This window comes from Agarivorans sp. D1326, assembly GCF_056958115.1.
Map to the genome: position 1 here is coordinate 166,137 of NZ_JBTWEN010000006.1, position 18,597 is coordinate 184,733.

Consider the following 18,597-nt stretch of genomic DNA (forward strand, 5'->3'; position numbering starts at 1 on the left):
ATGACTAAGCAGCAAGATAAATCAGCCTCAAATGCCAAAGGCAAACTCTCTCTAGGTAGTAACAGCAACAACAAAGGTAAGGAGCTAAAAAAAGCCAAGCGTATTGATGAAGATGTTGCGCGACTTAAAGCCAAAGAACTCCGGGATGGAAAAACCGTAGGTTTAAGTAATCAAGATTTAGTTGCTGATAAATCTCATCAGCAACTGCTAAGTGAGCAGCAGGCTTTACCAGATGAGGGGTTATTGTCAGAAGCCACAAATCCGTCAGAGACAATTTCGAAAACTGGTAAAGGTGGGGAATCTGCTAATGCTAAATCCTCCGAATCCGATGACACTTTAAAAGCCGTTGCTGGCGCTGCTTTGGTGGAAGCTCCCTTAATTGATGGCAGCAAAGCGACAGCAAGAGTGGGTAAAGGAGGGGGTAGCAGTGCCAACTCTCATTGGTTTGCTGCACATTCACTTCTTAATCATGTTGGGGTTAAGGGTTTAACGAGCAACCAGTTGGTAAATGTTGAGGGTAATCATTATAAGCCCAGTGTGACAGTACAACAGCTTACTAAAGTTAATCACTCTCAAACTGACCAGCAGCAAGTACCTGTTATTCATGCTGAAGGGGCTCAGCAACAAAGCGGATCAGTAAAAGAAGATAAAGTGAGCGAGGTGAGCGGTCAGTTGCATGTTGCTGGTGTTGACGCTAACCAAGTAAGCTGGTCAGTTGAGGCAGGAAGTGGGGTTTATGGCCAGCTGGTTGTAGACTCTCATACTGGGCAGTGGCGTTATCAGTTGGATAATGTACTAGCTACGACCAATGCTTTGGCTGAAGGAGAGCACCATAGTGAGCAATTTGTTGTTTTAGTTAAAGACAATCTGCAGCATCAAATCAAAATGGTGGTTTCAATAGAGGTGGAGGGTAGTAATGATAAACCCCAAATCTCTGGTTTGTACCATGCCAACGTTACTGAGATGGCTGCACTTTCTGAAGTTGATGGTCAGTTATTCGCTAAAGATCCAGACCACAATGAGCAACTACAATGGGCAGTTAGCCACTCTCAAGGTCAATATGGCCGATTAACTATTAACCCTGATAATGGGCAGTGGCAATATCAGCTTGATAATAAGCAACCTGCAACCCTTGCGTTAATCGAAGGGCAAAAGGGGGTTGAGCACTTTGTTGTTAGTGTAACCGACAGTGCTGGTGAAGTAGTTAAGCAAGACTTAACTATTCAAGTTCTTGGCACTAATGAACAGGCGATCATTGGCGGAGGGTATAGTGGCTTACTCAGCGAAGATAAAGATGTTCATCAAGGGCAACTGCGCGCAGATGGTGTATTAACAGTTACGGATCTGGATAGCGGTCAAAACCAGTTCCAAGCCAATGTGCTACAAGGGCAGTTTGGTAGCTTTTCTATTGACGAACTTGGCCATTGGACATACACAGCTGACAATTCTCAGACTGCCATTCAAGGCCTTAACAGTGGCGAGTCACTCACCGACACATTGTTGGTGCATTCAGTTGATGGCACTGAGCAAAAGATCACGGTGACCATTAACGGCACTGACGACAAAGCTGTGATAGGAGGTACTGCAACCGCCACATTAACCGAAGACAAAGACCTTCATAGCGGACAGCTTCGCGTTGATGGCGCGTTAACAATTACTGACGCAGACAATGGCGAAGCCCAGTTCCAAGCAACGGCTTTGCAAGGGCAGTTCGGTACGCTGACTATCAATAATCTCGGCCATTGGACCTACACAGCGGATAACTCACAAGCCACGATTCAAGGTCTAAAAACGGGTGATTCGGTTACGGATACGTTATTGGTTCACAGCGTCGATGGCACTGAACAAAAAATCACTGTCGCGATTAACGGTACTGATGACAAAGCAGTGATTGCAGGCACCAGTACAGCTACGCTCACCGAAGATAAAGACGTGCATGGTGGTCAACTGCGTGTTGATGGCGCACTTAACATCACCGATGCTGACAACGGCCAAGCCCAGTTCAATGCCGAGAGCCTGCAAGGCCAATTCGGTACACTGACTATCAATAATCTCGGCCATTGGACCTATATCGCCGATAACTCACAAGCCAACATTCAAGGCCTGAAAACGGGTGACTCGGTTACGGATACTGTATTGGTTCACTCGATTGACGGTACATCACAAAAAGTCACCGTCACCATTAACGGTAGTGAAGATAAAGCAGTGATTGCAGGCACTTCAACTGCAACACTCACTGAAGATAAAGACGTTCACTCAGGATTATTAAGGGTTGATGGTGCGTTAACCATTACTGATATCGATAACGGCCAAAACCAATTTGTTGCCGATAGCTATCAAGGTAATTACGGCTACTTATCGATTAATCAGCTTGGCCATTGGGTCTATACTGCTAATAATAACAGCGCCGCCATTCAAGGCTTAAAAGCTGGGACCACGCTAACTGAAACATTATATGTGCATGCGATTGATGGCACAGAGAAAGTTCTTAAGATAAATATTAATGGAACCGAAGATAAAGCCCTCATCAGTGGTGTATCAAGCGTTTCACTTGTTGAAGATAAAAACTTACACGCTGGCTTTTTACATGCAGACGGTATGTTGGCAGTAAAAGATGCTGATATTGGAGATAACCAGTTTCAGGCCAATGCTTCACAAGGTTTATTTGGCGAATTAACCATAAATAATAATGGTCATTGGACTTATACCGCTGATAATAATCAACCTGCAATTAATCAACTCAAAACAGGTGAGTCGTTAATTGATACGATAGTTGTTAAATCTATCGATGGCAGCGAACATCAAATAAAAGTCATCATCAAAGGTCAAGATGATAAAGCAGTTATCTCAGGTTCATCCACATTAGATGTCACTGAAGATAAAAACCTTTTCCAAGGACAGTTGAGAGCAGATGGTCAGCTCAATGTTTCAGATCCCGACTTAGGTGAAGCCCAATTTATCGCTGGTACTCTCACTGGTCAGTATGGCCATTTTACTATCGACCCTTCTGGCGCTTGGACATACACCTCAAACAACAAACAAGCGGCAATACAATCTCTTAATGCAGGGCATGAAATTACCGATACGGTCATAATCAAAACTGCTGATGGCACCGAACAAACTCTCTGTGTTCATATTCATGGTACCAATGATAATGCAGTTATTTCAGGCACAAATACTGGGGTAATTTCAAATGCTTCTGGCGCACCAAATATTTTGTACGCTAATGGTCAACTTCACATCACTGATGTTGATACAGGAGAAGCACATTTTCAATCACAAGTAATAGCAGGTGCTTATGGGAGCTTTTTAACGATTAAGCCAAATGGTGAATGGCAATATGCAGTCGATCATTACAATGCTAATGTGATCAAGTTACCCCATGGGCAGCAGCTAACCGAAAGCTTTACCGTAAAATCCTTAGACGGTACCGAGCATACTATCTCAACCACCATTGTCGGTGATAACACGCCAGCGATCATCACAGGTACTGATGTTGCGCTATTTAAAGAAGACGGCACTAAACAAACAGCGACAGGACAATTGAACATTCTCGACCCTAATACTGGCGATGAGCATTTCAAGCCTGAAACGCTACAAGGCAAATATGGCGAATTACACATCGACGACAAAGGGCTATGGCATTATGCGCTCAATAATCAAGGTGTAGCAGTTCAAAGTCTTAAAAGTGGCGAAACCGTTGATGACTTGTTCTTTATTAAAGGTCACGATGGCACTCCACATGGTATTCAAATACAAATACTTGGAACCAATGACTTAGCCAAAATAAATGGGGTAGATGCGGGTGTTGTCGTTGAAGACAAACTGAGTTCAGGCCTACTGATAACCAAAGGTCAATTGACCATTACCGATATAGATAATGGCCAAGATTTATTCCCTTCAGGACTACAACAAGGGCAATTCGGTCAACTTGTTATTAGTAATAATGGTCAATGGCAGTACATTGCTAACAACAATCAACCTCAGATACAGCAACTGTCTCAAACAGAAGCGCTTAAAGAAGTATTTGTGGTCCACTCAATTGATGGCACCAGCCACAAAATTGAAGTCAATATACATGGCAGCAATGACATCGCTAAGATCACCGGCGACACCTCTGCAGTGCTTCAAGAAGACATTCATAGCCACCGAGGAAATCTAGTCGCACAAGGCCAGCTAGTCGCCACTGATATCGATCACGGTGAATCCCAATTTATTGTGGATGTTAATCACGCTGCTTACGGTCAATTTTCAATAAATAATGACGGCCATTGGCAATACGTTGTTGATAATAATAGCCCTAATATTCAGGCGCTCACCAGCAAAGATACGCTCACAGATACCATCATCGTCCGCGCCGTAGATGGCACAGAAAAATCCATTACAGTTACAATTAATGGCAGTGATGATAAAGCGATTATTGGTGGCGTTGATATTGGTGATGTCACCGAAGGCACCGCAGGGCTTGATATGTCACCAGATCAAGCTCAACCAGGTATGAGCCTTCTTGGACGCAGTCCGCTTTATGTCAGTGGTGCACTGACCATTACCGATCTTGATGCAGGTGAGGCAACCTTTGACTCTCGCGGCCTAGGATTTAATTATGCCGGTAAATACGGTGACTTAATGCTGCGAGAAGATGGAACATGGTCATATTATGCAGATGCTGGCAACATCCGAATTAAAGGTGGACATGCGACTAATAGAGGCACAGCAATTGATCAACTTGGTAAAGGAGAAACACTCACCGACACAGTAACTATCTATTCAAAAGATGGTACAGCTCACGATATAGTGATCACCATTCACGGTAGTAATGATCGCCCTTACTGTTCATCTGAGGTGACTCTCAATGCTGGCACAGAAGATACTCGCCAAACCATCACTGCAGCACAACTCCTATCCAATACAATTGATGTCGATAATAATGACGCAGGACTACTGACCATTGAGAATCTGCATGCAGACCATGGCTCAATTAAACACAATCAAGACGGTAGCTTTTCATTCACACCGGAAAAAGACTATAACGGCCAAGTACATTTCACCTATGACGTCTTAGATGCTCATGGAGGTACCACCCACACCGGCGCGACAACAGTATTAACGGCAGTTCAAGATAGCGCAATTATCACTGAAGTCAGCACTGGGAGCATTACTGAAGATGGGGCTCATAGAAGCAGTAATGGAGGAACAGTAACGGAGTTAGCAACGGGCTCACTTACTGTGGTTGACCCTGACACTGGTGAAAACTCATTCCAGTTTAGCCAATTCGGTGAAACAAAAATTCATGACCCTTATAATGGCTTGTTACGTATCGATAGCGCTGGTACTTGGACTTATCATGTTGATAACGCAAAGCTACAATACCTAGCTGAAGGTCAAACTGAAGTTGTTATATATCGCGTACATAGTAAAGATGGTACACCCTACGATCTTCATATTAATGTCACGGGGACTAATGATGCACCCACTGTAAACCAAGTGCATCTAACCAGTGGTACTGAAGATGTCAGTTACCAGATGCAAGCAAGTCAGTTTGGCTTTACTGATATTGATACTGGCGACACCTTACAGGCTATTACCTTAACTAACTTGCCAAGCTTAGCAGCAGGTAAATTTGTACTTGATGGACGTGATGTGTCTGTAAATCAGATTATCGATGCCGGAGATATCAGTAAGCTGCAGTTTGTTCCAGCGAAAGACTTTAATGGTGATGTTCATTTCAGTTATACCGTGAATGATGGCCATGCCGATTCCGCTCCCGCTCAGGCATCCATCAATATCGCAGCAGTGAATGACCCATTAACTGACAGTGGTGCCCGCAATTTAGGCACAACGGATGAAGACCATTCGATTCATATTACACAGGCGCAGCTACTTGAACATTTGTCGGATCCTGACGGTTCACTGCAGATTGTTGGTACCCCAACTTCATCCCACGGAACCTTTAGTGGCGACGCAATTCACGGCTACACGTTTACCCCTACTGCCAACTTTCATGGCGACAATGTCGATATTATTTACCAAGTTACCGATGGCACCAGCCAGAGCACTGCGCATGCAAGTATTGATATTACCTCAGTGACCGATAGCGCTCATGCAACACTAAGCTTTACCACTGAACAACAGGTAATGAAGTTTGATAGTAGTGGTCAAGGTTCGGTAATGAACAATGGCGAACTACAAACAGGCGACACGATCTCCAATATTGCCGTGGAGTTCAACGTCATCGGTGGCAATCAGGTTGCTACACAAGGTATACATGGGGCAACGTTTATTAGTTATGGGAACAGCCATTCCACCAACGAACTTTACGCTTGGAAACCATCAAATCTAACCGTATCGATTTGTGGCACTGAGTATGCGACAGGTATTAACACTACTGCTGACAATTTAACCCACCGTTACACACTATTGTGGGACTCCCACTCTGGCATCTTACAAGTATTGCAAGATGGTAAAGTAAAATTCACCCAAGATAATGTCCATCAAGGTGATACGATGCCAGGTAAGGGGATGCTGTCGCTAGCGCAGGATCAAGATGGCAACTTAGTCCATGAGGATGGCCACCATCAAAATCATGGTTTTCAGCCCAAAGATGCATTCCATGGGCAAATATTCAGTGCTGCAATGGTCACTAATCATCCCGTTGATGCCAGCTTATTATCACAAGCCCCGTTAAATAGCGTTGTGGATAAAAATAATGGCTTGGTTATTGATATTAGGATGGCAAATGGGGTCGCGAGCGATCTTACTGGCCATCATCAAATCACAACAACAGCTACTGGAGTGATATCAGAAGTCGTGCAAGTCGACAGCACCTTGGTCCCACCAAATCCTGATGCGCTCATTCGCTTAAATCCTGTCATCACTCCCCCTACCGATACTGACGACAAAATTGTCAAAACAGAGATTACTGGATTACTAAAAGGTACTGTTATCAGTGATGGACATGGGCATAGTCACACTATTAATGGAATGACAGATAAAGTCGATGTTAAAGATTGGTCGTTAGCCGATTTAACTGCACAATTGCCTGGTGGCGATAGTCACAATATGAATATAGGACTCATTGTCACCACCCAAGGACCAGACAATACTCAAGCGATAGACAGCCATTTTCAGGCATTAGTTCTGGATCCAACCAAACCAGTTCCCAATGCCCAAATTGGTGGTGATGATCTTGCCAATACTGATGAAGATACCAGCATCTCTGGCGTGCTAAGTGTGCAAGATACAGATACCGCGCAAATGCACTTTAATGTTGCTGCTCTAGATGGCACCTATGGCCACCTCGATATGTCAAGCAATGGTCATTGGACTTTCACACCGAATGCCACCGCTAATGCGTTAACCAAAAATGATCAGGTACACGAAACCTATACCGTTTCTAGTATTGATGGCACCCAACACCAAATAACCATCAACATTGATGGTCGTGACGATAACCCAATCGTTACTGAACTCGCAGCACCTAAAACCGTTATTGAAGACGGCGGACATGACCACGTTCGCACTTCAGGCATGCTAAGTATCAGCGATCCAGATACTGGAGACACCCATAGCATTACTGAACAAACCGATGTATTGGGCACCTATGGACACTTTACAATTGCAGCCAATGGTGGCTGGCATTACGAACTTGATAATGCTTTAGCTGCTACTCAAGCCTTAACCGAAGGGCAACACGTTACCGAAACATTTAATGTAGTCGTTACCGATAATGCAGGTGGTCAAACAACTCACACCATGCACTTTGACGTACAAGGTAGCAATGAAGCACCAACGATTGCGACACAAGTCATCCATGCTATTGAAGATGTTAGTTATCACTTTACTGATGTTGACTTTGGTTTTACTGACAGCGATGGCGGCAGTTTAAGCAGTATCACCATTACGGAATTACCCGCTGCCAGTTTAGGTGTGCTGCATCTAAATGGTGCTGCCGTAACGGTTAACCAAGTCATTAGCCAAACGGATATTGCTAACCTGATATTTACCCCTGAACAAGACGTTAACGGTAGAGTTAACTTTAAGTACTCAGTTAATGATGGCCATGACAGCTCATCGGTGGCAACGGCTGAAATTGAGATTGCAGCAAGAAATGATGCGCCGACCTCAGTTCATCTAAGTGTTAGGGATGTTGAAGACCACAGCCATACTTTCAGTAAAAATGAATTCAGTTTTGCTGATGTTGATACGGGCGATACATTGCAGCACATTACCATTACTCACCTGCCCAACCCTACACACGGTAGTTTGTTATTAGATGGTCGAGCAGTGGTTGCAGGCCAGCAAATTGATGCTGATAACATTGATAAATTGGTCTTTACGCCGGTAACAGATTTTAATGGCGAGTCTGCGTTTAAGTACTCAGTAAGCGATGGTAGCCTAGACTCGAAAGAGTACACTGGCGCAATCCACATTTCAGCAGATAACGATGCGCCAACTTTCTTAGCAGGTGGGCAATTTGCATCACTGCCCATCTCAGCGGCTTACGAATTTTCGGGTAATCAAGGCACCGATCTATCAGGCCGAAATAATCATGCTGTGCTAAGTGGCACCATCACCGCCACCACAGGTGCTGATGGCACGCCAGATTCAGCAGTGCAATTTCATGGTGATAGCGGCGCAAAAATCGAAGTCCCGGATTTACAATATGGCCAAGGTATTACGGTATCCACCACGGTAAAATTTGACTCAATAACTGACAGTTATTCCAGAGTCTTTGATTTTGGTAATGGCCAAGCCAAAGACAACATTTTGCTCACCCATAGTGGCACCACCGATACACTACAGCTCGAATTCATCGACGCTGCGGGTCAAAAGCATGACCTAATGGTGCCTCATGGGGTCACCCCGGGCCAATGGATGAAACTGACCGCGACCATTAGTCATGATGGTCATATGGCACTGTATAATAATGGCCAGCTATTAGGGGAAACCGATAGCGGCGCAGAGCTTCCCGCTACCGCTAGAAGTCAAAATTTCATTGGCAAGAGCCACTGGTCACAAGATGGTAACCTGCATGGTGCTTTTGATAATTTTGCGGTGTTTGATCAGGTCATTTCTCCTGCACAAATTAAAGCACTTGCTGCAGCAAGTAACTTGAATGATCTGCTACATAAGTACGATCAAATAGACCACGACCAATTTCACGCAACAGTTAACGTCAATCAAAGCTTTACCATCAATCAAGATGATATTTTAAACCAAGCCACTGATATTGATGGTGACACCTTATCGGTATCCCACGTATCCATTGCTGGGAATCACGGCACGATTCACGATAATGGTGATGGCACTTGGACCGTTACCCCTCAATCCAACTATCGCGGTGAATTGAAAATCGAAGTCGACGTGACCGATGGGCAAGAAACACTACCTGCGCACCTTACAGTTCAAGTAGGGAATGCCAGCATCACAGGCGATAGCAAGCTAACTACCGACGAAACCCATGCCGTTTCGGGTCAACTTACGGTGACCGACCCCGATACCAACCAAGATCACTTCATCGCTCAAGTGCTGCCTAGCAGCCATGGGGAATTTAGTATCGATACCAGTGGTCATTGGCAATATACGCCTAACAAAGCTGCACAAGCGCTGTCACAGGGCCAAAGTGCCACGGATATTGTCACAGTTAGAACGGCTGACGGCACCCAACATGAAATCAGTGTAAATTTAATCGGTAGCGACACCGCCCCAACCACCGTCACCACCGATTTAGGCAAGGTTGAATCTGGCCACACCCACGACTTCCAAGCATCAGATTTACTTGCTAATGTTACCGATGTCGATACCAGTGCCGCGGGATTATCGATTGTAGCAGGCTCACTATCCTCCCCCCATGGAACTGTAGTAACCAATTCTGACGGCAGCTATAGCTTTACTGCAAATCCAGGCTTTGTTGGTAACGATTTAGCCATTAGTTTCAAAATCAGCGATGGTCATAATACTATTGATGCTAACGCAATAATTGATGTCACGCCGCCTTTGGCAATTACCCGATTAGAGCGAGATACTGGGGTCAGTGACAGTGACTTTGTTACTAGCGACGGCCACATAATCTTATACGGAACTGGCGAGCCCGGTAGCACTATCATGGGCAGTGGGATTCTCAGCGGTCCTAAAGCAATTGTAGATGCAAATGGTCATTGGAAAATGGATGTCAGCGCAACAGATCGTGCCGATGGTACCTATACGCTGACCGTATTTGAAGTAAAACCTGATGGCAGCTATGCCCAAGCCCATCATAAAATCACTATAGATACTGCTAAACCAACGCTGTCTATCGACCCTATCTCCAATGACGATTGGGTAAATCATCATGACCATCAGCAGGATTTAACTATTACAGGTGCCACAACCCATGTGGCTGATGGCAATTCGGTTGATGTGATTGTCGCAGGTACACACTATAGCGCCAGCGTTAACAATAACCATTGGCAATTGACCATTCCTGCCAACCAAGTTGCCAATATTGGCGACAACGCCTATCAAGTTCATGCTGAGGTTGTCGCTACAGCAACTGGCGATAGCGCTCATGAACAGAGGCTACTGGTGGTTTCAGCTGATCTCAGTACGCTGGTACAAACTCAGGCCGTCGAGGAAGACAGTAAGACTACTGCGACGGGAACGTTATTTGCTGTTGGCGCCAGTGAAACCGTGACCACTACCGGAGTGCTACAAGGCAACTATGGCACCTTACACATGAACGCCGATGGTAGCTATAACTACACATTGGACAATAACACAGCTGCGATTCAGCAAATGGGGCAAACCGATACCCATGCAGATAACTTTTTCATCAGTTATACCAATAACCATGGCGACACCAAGCATGCCGTGGTCAATATTGGTATCCATGGCACCAACGACGCGCCTCTACTAACAGGCACCTTTGAGATATCCCGTTCAATTACCACGGGCTCAATGACTAACACTCATTCTTACGGCTATATCAATATTGATGACATTGATAACGCTGACAACCTCAACGTCGAGTACATAGATAGTCAAGGTGGTCACCATCAATTGGATTTCACGCCAGGCAACCGCAATAAAATTGATGTGCAGGGCATTGGTCACTTTAATATTGATGCTGACGGTCGCTGGGATTTTACCTTTAGCCACAGTGGTCCAGAACGAGACAAACTCAATCAGGAGGTGGCTGCAGGTAAAATTCATACCGAAACTGTCACCCTCAAAGTTACCGATGGCAGCGGTGAGAGCCGAGAAGAACATCTGACCGTGCATATTGGTGACGGTAAAACCGGGCCGCAAATTTTCGGCGCGTCCGAGTCTGTGGTTACCGAAGATAAAGTCACACGCTCGCACGGTTTACTCGATTTATTAGTTGGTGATGTCAAAGTCGCCAGCGGTGTCACCTGGGCATTGCAAGCCGGAACACGTCCGCAATACGGTGACCTAACCTTAAGTAGCGATGGCAGTTGGCAATATCAGGCCCACAACGATTCGGCTCGTGTGCAGGCCTTGGCTCAGGGTGAGCGACTTGAAGAAACAATAATGGTGACCGCTACCGACTCTCTTGGTCACAGCGTAGACCAAGCCATGAAGTTAGTGATCATCGGTACCAATGATGTACCTGTTGTTGGTCATGCCCTTGCTAATACGGTTGTTGAAGATCATCTGCTCACTCTGAGTAAAGCTGATTTACTTGCTAACGTTCACGATACAGACGCTAAAGATGTGCTTGATGTAAGCCATTTATCAATAGTCGGTGGTGGTACTATCACCCAACAAGGTGACCATTGGGTTATTAATCCAGGGGTAAATTATAATGGGGAATTACGCTTAAATTATACGGTGACCGATGGTCATGTAGCGATAGATAACACTATGGCGATTCATGTGTCGCCTGATGCCGATACTCCTACCATGATATTTACTAAGCATGTCGGTGATTTAGCTTCGCCACTCGATACTATGGCGATTTCAGGGAATGAAAATTCTGATTTAGCACTTAATATTAACGTATCCAGTCCAGATACAAATGAAACGCTCACAGTTGAAATCACAGGCGTTCCACCAGGGGCTTCGCTATCTGCGGGGACTGAAAATAACGGCATATGGACACTACAACAAAGCGAATTAACTAACCTCAAAGTTATTCCTGAAGCTGACTTTCATGGCCATTTTGATTTAAATGTTTCAGCAATTAGTCATGATGGCAGTGAACAGGCTTCGGTTAGTCAAACTATTGGAGTTGATGTACTAGCGGCACCTGTACTGGCCGGAATAGGGCAATCAGATGCTCCACAAAGTGACACTGAAACAGATACGCTGACCTTTAGTTCAAATGTTGATGCGGATTTATCCAACGTGGCAAGCACCGGAGTTCTCAATGATCCTATTGCTCCGGTAGACCACTACTTTCAAATGTTGGGAATGAGCAGAGATGATGCGCCGTCTGAATCTTTAGCTGGCAGCCAAACAGACTTACTACAGGAGTTTAACGTAGACAACCCTTTAGCTGATGCAGATGATTTAGCATTACAATCGTCGGATCCGTTTGACAATCCATTGGCTGAAGGTGAGGACCAACATCATCAACTTGATGATGTCCAAGACAATAATCATAGCCATAGCCATAGCCATAGCCAACTTGTTGATGATAATACGGCTGTGGATAGTCATGATGATGAGTTGTTGCATTCGGCGCTCAACAATATGCACAATCAATGGTAAATATATCGAATTTTGTTTGAGCTAAATGTAATATCAAATATTGCACTAAAATAAGGCGATATGTTAATTCTTAGCAAAATAAACTGAAAGGGGATGGTGAGGTAGTTTTTTCTCTTGGTGTTCACTAAGTGGCGTGGCAAAATGCCGCCTTACCCTCATATGAAGTTGTTTAGTTAAAGGACTCAACATGAAATTACGCCTCGCTGTTGTTGGCGCTGCTATGTTCGCTGCTCTTCCTGCTCAAGCCGATCTACTAGGTTTAACACTGGCTAGCCATATCGCTCAAACCAATACTGACCCAAAAGCCTCGTCGGCTTGGCAAGGTGATTTGGAGCTGCGTTTTAAGCATCCTATTCCGCTTATTCCAAATGTGGCAGTAGGTGCTAACAAACGTAAGCAAGGTGATGCGGCAGATGGTTCTAGCTACCAAGGTGAGTTGTATTACAACTTGTTTGATACTGCTGGCCTTTATCTAGATGTGGGTGCGGGTTACGAGCGTTGGGACAGTGCCAACACTGCGTTAGCTGGCTCTGATGATGGTGAGCAAGTATACGCTGTAGGGCGTGTGGCTTGGCGTTTCCCTGGTTCTGGTTTAGGTTTGGAAAGTGATTTAAAACTGTCGCTTACCGATGAAGATTACAAAGCTAACCGTTTCCGCGCGGGTGTTAACTACGAACTGTTTGATTTAGTGGCGAGCACTATTGATATCTCTGCCGGTTACCAGTACGAAGATATTGCAACACGTAGCTACAGCACCAGTAATAGCGGCGCTTACTTAGGTTTAGCTGTTAACTTCTGATAGCGAGTTATTTTGGCAGTTTGTTGCAAACAACAGGCTGCCATTGCCACAAAACCTAGGCCTGCACTAAGGCTGACTAAACCAAAAATACCCTGCTGCTGATTTAACTGCCAAGCAAAAGCACCAAGAAACGGGGCACTTGCGCTGGCGAGTAAATAGGGCACGGCCAACATTCCCGATATCGCTCCAAAGCCTTGTTCACCGAGTAATTGTTTGGTTAACACTGGCCGCAAAATACTGGTCATGCCATAAGCACTCCCTTGTAATACGACAAACAGCCAAATAAGGTGCTGAAGTTGTTCGAGCTGCCACAATAAACCGGCGGCAACGAGCAAACTGCCAAAACACAGCATGGTTATAAGGGTATTCGATAGCCGTTTATCTACACTGATCATTGCGATGCGCCCAAGCACTTGCATTGGGCCAATCATCGCCATGACTAACACGGCATTATCTGCGCTAAAGTTGAGAGCGTGCATGCTTGGTAGTAAAAAGTTGACTAATACCGTGTGGTTAAGTGCGCTAAGAGAAAAGGCTAAGGCAATAAACCAGAACACTGCGTTTTTAAGCTGAGCATTTGGCGCGCTCGATTGCTTAATGTTTGCGATGGTTTTCGTTTTGCCAAGCTCTGAGCTTTGGGCCGCTTGAATTAACTTGGCGCTAATAAACAGCAATGGTGTAGCGATGAGCAAAACAATCAAGGCCAAACTCACGGACGTTATTCGCCAGCTTAAGAGGTCGATAAGGTAATGGCAAAGTGGAAAGCTTAAGGTACCTGCAAAGCCAGCATATAAGGTGACTTTGGTGATCGCCGATTTAGCGTTGTCCCCGCGATAACGGGTAAGAAAAGCAAAACAAGGTTCGTATAAACACCCAGCGCTAGCGCAGCCTAGCACTAACCAAGCAGCATAAAACTGCCATAAGTTCTGCACTTGACTAACGGCCAGCAAAGCCATTCCACCCAGCAGAGCGCTGCAACTTAAAACCCGTGGGCCAAACCCTTTGTCGATTAAACGGCCAATAAATGGCGAGCAAAGCGCAGAGGCGACTAAGCAAATCGTGAATGCTAACGAGACATCGGCAATCGACCAAGCAAGCTGCTGATGCCAAGTGAGCAGCGTGGCAGGAAAGCTATAGTAAAGGCATGCCCAAAGCAGTGTTTGGGCAATGGCCATTCCATGAGTGGCTAAGCGAACTTTCGTTGGGGTTAGTGCCACTAAACGCTTTCGCTTAACAGTTGTTTCTCATAATGCTCTAGAAAGCTTAAGCAGTCTTCTTGGAATAATGGCAGGGCCTCGGCAAGTTTTTCATGCGACCAATCCCACCAGGCGAGTTTTTCTAGGCGCTCGCCAGTGCTTGGTTCATCAAAGCGCGGCCTTAATACCTTGGCAGGATTACCCACCACGATGTGCCAAGCGGGTACATCTTTTGTGACAATACTGCCAGAGCCAACAATGGCGCCATTACCAATGTTTACACCCGGCATAATAATCGCGCCGTGACCAATCCATACATCGTGACCAATCTGCACTTTGTTATCTGCACGCCAATCAAATACCTGATTGTCTACCTTTGCTGCCATTCCATACTTTTGCGGGCGGTAGCTAAAGTGGTGCAGGCTTGGCCGCCACCACGGGTGGTTGCTGGGATTTACCCTTACGCTTGAAGCAATAGAGACAAATTTTCCTACTTCGCATAAAGCAATATCTACGTCGTTTTGGGCGTAGCTGTAATCACCAAATTGCACGTTGTCTAATAGGCAGCGCTCGCCAATTTCAGTCCAGCTACCTAGCTCAGAGCTGGTTACCTTACTGCTATTAGCTACGCTGGGCTGGCTGTTTAAAATTGCGCCGGGGTCTACTATCGCCATGGTTATTCCCTTGAAGTTATAGGCTTAGACATAATTCATCATGCCCAACCAGCACATTGCTAGGTAAGCAGTTGGGGTGTTGCATGAGGTATTCGTCTAAATCGTGGCCAATGTGGGTGAGCACCCAAGTGCTGTCGGGCAGAGCATGTGCTAACTCAAGCACGTCGCTGAGGTTATTGTGATTGCCTGAACGATGCAGGGGAGAGTTACTGCAATCAATCACTACATACTTTGGCGGCTGGCGCAGTAATTGTTGCCAGCTTTGGTCTGGGATCCCTAGGGTATCGGTTAAGTAGGCAATCCGGCCATTTTCGTTGGTGAACAAGTAGCCTAGAGTAGGTTTTGAGTGATTTAACGTTAGGGGAGTTATGTTGATACCGGCTAGCGAAAAGCTATGCATGGCCTGTCTAGCGGGCTGATAATCTAGTAAACCAGGGTGCTTAAATAGGTCATCACACCCTAAGGGATCATCTGGGTGATAAACCGGTATTGGCTCGGCTACTCCCCAGCGTAATTCAAATAAAGCTTGTACATGATCCATGTGAAAGTGGGTGAGTAACATGGCATCAATAGACCCCGCTGGAAAGCGGGTTTGTAACTGCGGGTGGTTGGCGTCGATAAGTATTCGTTGGCCGTTTACCTCTAGCACCGCTGAGCAAAGTAATCTTGCTTTGCTGGGGTCTAAGCTCGCTCGCTGGCAGGCGAGGCAATCGCAGCCGTACACTGGGCAGCCTGTGACATTACCGGTGCCAAGTAGGGTTAGTTTCATTGGATATATAACTCGGTCGTTTCGGTTTCAATGTATTTGAGCAGCTTGCTCACGGTGCTGTCTAGATTGCGGTTGTTGTCTAAGCGCCAACACTCTTCTGGTAGAGAAGCCTGATATTGTTCGCTGCGGCGCAGCCGTGCTGAGATATCGTGTTCAGATTCACGACCGCGCTTGCGTAGGCGTTCGGCCAATATGCTGGGATCTACCTCTAAGGCAATTATTCGCAAGCGCTCCCCAAATAACTCTTCAGCCAAGGGGAGCTGTTGGCGAGAGCCGTTGAAAAGCACCGAGAACCCCATGCTCAACCAAGTATTTACTTCGTTACCCACGGCGTAATTGCAGCCGTTGGCCTGCCAGTCCATCGCAAATAAGCCGCTGTGTTTACGATGGGTGAACTCTGGCACGCTTAAGGCAATGTGATTTTCACCGCTATCATCTACCGCGCGAGTGATGTAGCGATGAGCAATCAGCAGGTTGCTGTCCGCTTGCAACTGGCTACGTAAGCCATTAATTATGCTGTCTTTACCTGAGCCAGAAGGCCCCACCAAGTAAAACAACTTGGCTTCGCCGTTTAGTTCACTGGCAGTTAGCGAAGTCATCAAAATACTCGCTCTCCTTCACGCCATACTTGCAACACTTGCAAGCGCTCATCATTGGGTTTGGCTAATACCAAGTCGGCCCGTTTACCCTCACAAATACTGCCTCGGTCGTCCATGCCTAAGGTATGTGCTGGAGTTAGGCTAACCATTTGAATGGCCTGACAAAGATCGTAGTTGTTATCTTCCATGTTAGCCACCATATATGCGGCATCGAGTAAACTGGCAGGGTAGTAATCAGACGACAAAATATCCAGCACGCCTTCGCGAGCCAGCTCTGCCGCGGCTACGTTGCCTGAGTGAGAGCCGCCACGCACAATATTTGGTCCGCCCATCATTACTTGTAAACCCGCTTCATGCGAGGCTTTAGCCGCAGCAACAGTGGTAGGGAACTCGGCAACGGCACAACCTAATGATGCAGACTCTAGGGCGTGTTCAAGAGTGGCGTCGTCATGGCTGGCTAAGGCAATGCCTCGCTCGCGGGCAGAGGCCGCTATGTGTTTGCGATTAGCGTCTGACCACTGCTCGGACGCGGCAGTTTGCTCGGCTTCAAATGCTGCCATTTCTTTATCGTTTAAGCCGTATTTGCCCATGTAGTAAGTGCGATACTTTTCGCTGTCTACAAATTGGCGTTGGCCTGGTGTGTGATCCATTAACGACACCATGGCTACTGGTCCTTGCTCAACCAAAGTTTCGAATATGTTGGCGGTATCGGCATTCGGCAGTTCACAGCGCAAGTGCAGCATGTGCTCTGCGCGATTAACGCCGCGTTGCTGGCTATTCACAATGGTGTGTAGCATCCGCTCAAGGTTGGCAAGGCGAGTGCCGTGGTCGTTAATGTAGCCCAGTGCAATGGCATCAAGCACGGTGGTGATACCGCTGGAAATCATCAAGGCATCGTGGCTGGCCATGGCCGAACCGCTGGGCCAGCTAACCTTAGGCCGTGGGGTGAAAAACTTCTCTAAGTTGTCGGTATGTAATTCAATAAGGCCTGGCAGCAGGTAAGCGCCGTCGCCGTTTATGGCACTACTGTGTTGGCTTTGAGTATCACTAAGCGCCACGATGCGGCCTTCACGAACTTCTAGTGACCCTGTTACTACTTCATGTTCCAGAACCATATTTACATTGGTAATAATCATCACACTATCCTGCTAATTGTGCTGCTTGTTGCATGTTGTGTAAGCGGTCTGCGACTAAATCACGCACCCAAACATCGTGAAATATGCCAACAATGGCTGCGCCGCGTTGCTTGGCGGCCAATATTAATTCAACCACTTGTTGGGCGTTGTGTTTGTCTAATGAGGCGGTAGGTTCGTCTAGCAACAATATTGGGTAATCGAGGGCGAAACCGCGGGCAATGTTGACCCGTTGTTGTTCGCCACCAGAGAAGGTAGCGGGTGCTAGGCTCCATAAGCGCTCTGGCACGTTTAGGTGGCTTAATAAGGTTTCGGCTTTAGTTTTAGCTTGGCTATCGCTAATGCCGTTTTCTAACATCGGCTGCATTACGATATCTAAGGCCGATAAACGTGGAATAACCCTTAGAAACTGGCTTACCCAACCAATGGTATTGCGGCGTAAAGCAATAATTTCTCTTGCTTGAGCGGTAGCTAAATCTAGCCACTGCTCACCTTGGCTAATCAGCAATTCACCTTCATCAACTTGATAGTTGCCGTAAAGGGAACGTAATAGGCTAGATTTACCAGAACCTGAGCTGCCGTTAAGCACTACACACTCTCCGGCAAAAATCTCTAGATTTTGCTGGCGTAAAACCGGTAAACGCGCAGCCCCTTGATTGTGTAATACAAAGGTTTTATTGATGTTTTTAGCGATCATGACGGGTTTCATGATGAAT

The 18,597-nt window shown here is 46.1% G+C and carries 8 protein-coding genes; 2 read left to right on the forward strand and 6 right to left on the reverse strand.

All coding sequences use genetic code 11. The features are described 5' to 3' along the window. Nucleotides 1-12,711: a VCBS domain-containing protein gene (locus ACYFDN_RS13285; RefSeq protein ID WP_483511508.1), complete on the forward strand. Its 12,711-nt coding sequence runs from the start codon at nucleotides 1-3 to the stop codon at nucleotides 12,709-12,711. Nucleotides 12,712-12,898: 187 nt separating this feature from the next. Continuing rightward, nucleotides 12,899-13,510 (forward strand): porin family protein, encoded by a 612-nt coding sequence (locus ACYFDN_RS13290; protein WP_016401291.1) that lies wholly within the window; start codon nucleotides 12,899-12,901, stop codon nucleotides 13,508-13,510. Here the strand turns inward: ACYFDN_RS13290 and ACYFDN_RS13295 are convergent. Genes ACYFDN_RS13295 through phnL form a run of 6 tightly spaced genes read right to left on the reverse strand, consistent with a single transcriptional unit; the run spans nucleotide 13,483 to nucleotide 18,590 of the window. Then, complete coding sequence (locus ACYFDN_RS13295; RefSeq protein ID WP_483511510.1) at nucleotides 13,483-14,727, reverse strand: MFS transporter; 1,245 nt, start codon at nucleotides 14,725-14,727, stop codon at nucleotides 13,483-13,485. The two genes, ACYFDN_RS13290 and ACYFDN_RS13295, sit on opposite strands and share 28 nt — an antisense overlap. Further along, a complete protein-coding gene (locus ACYFDN_RS13300; protein ID WP_483511511.1) occupies nucleotides 14,727-15,380 on the reverse strand; it encodes a DapH/DapD/GlmU-related protein in 654 nt (217 codons plus the stop codon). The genes ACYFDN_RS13295 and ACYFDN_RS13300 overlap by 1 nt, the downstream gene beginning before the upstream one ends. A gap of 16 nt (nucleotides 15,381-15,396) precedes the next feature. Beyond that, the gene (gene phnP / locus ACYFDN_RS13305; protein WP_483511512.1) at nucleotides 15,397-16,149 is read right to left on the reverse strand and encodes a phosphonate metabolism protein PhnP; all 753 of its coding nucleotides are present in this window, start codon (nucleotides 16,147-16,149) and stop codon (nucleotides 15,397-15,399) included. Next, nucleotides 16,146-16,748 (reverse strand): ribose 1,5-bisphosphokinase, encoded by a 603-nt coding sequence (gene phnN, locus ACYFDN_RS13310; RefSeq protein ID WP_483511513.1) that lies wholly within the window; start codon nucleotides 16,746-16,748, stop codon nucleotides 16,146-16,148. The genes phnP and phnN overlap by 4 nt, the downstream gene beginning before the upstream one ends. Further along, nucleotides 16,748-17,884, reverse strand: coding sequence for an alpha-D-ribose 1-methylphosphonate 5-triphosphate diphosphatase (gene phnM / locus ACYFDN_RS13315; protein WP_221076601.1), 1,137 nt, complete (start codon nucleotides 17,882-17,884; stop codon nucleotides 16,748-16,750). Before phnM ends, phnN begins: the two co-directional genes overlap by 1 nt. Before the next feature lie 4 nt (nucleotides 17,885-17,888). Beyond that, nucleotides 17,889-18,590, reverse strand: a complete 702-nt coding sequence (phnL, locus tag ACYFDN_RS13320) for a phosphonate C-P lyase system protein PhnL (RefSeq protein WP_483511515.1) — start codon at nucleotides 18,588-18,590, stop codon at nucleotides 17,889-17,891. Nucleotides 18,591-18,597: the final 7 nt, after the last annotated feature.

Bases quoted from the DNA above. Each gene is read 5' to 3' on its own strand.
- ACYFDN_RS13285 (WP_483511508.1), top strand. From the start codon at position 1: ATGACTAAGCAGCAAGATAAATCAGCCTCAAATGCCAAAGGCAAACTC.
- ACYFDN_RS13290 (WP_016401291.1), top strand. From the start codon at position 12,899: ATGAAATTACGCCTCGCTGTTGTTGGCGCTGCTATGTTCGCTGCTCTT.
- ACYFDN_RS13300 (WP_483511511.1), bottom strand. From the start codon at position 15,380: ATGGCGATAGTAGACCCCGGCGCAATTTTAAACAGCCAGCCCAGCGTA.
- phnP (WP_483511512.1), bottom strand. From the start codon at position 16,149: ATGAAACTAACCCTACTTGGCACCGGTAATGTCACAGGCTGCCCAGTG.
- phnN (WP_483511513.1), bottom strand. From the start codon at position 16,748: ATGACTTCGCTAACTGCCAGTGAACTAAACGGCGAAGCCAAGTTGTTT.
- phnM (WP_221076601.1), bottom strand. From the start codon at position 17,884: ATGATTATTACCAATGTAAATATGGTTCTGGAACATGAAGTAGTAACA.
- phnL (WP_483511515.1), bottom strand. From the start codon at position 18,590: ATGAAACCCGTCATGATCGCTAAAAACATCAATAAAACCTTTGTATTA.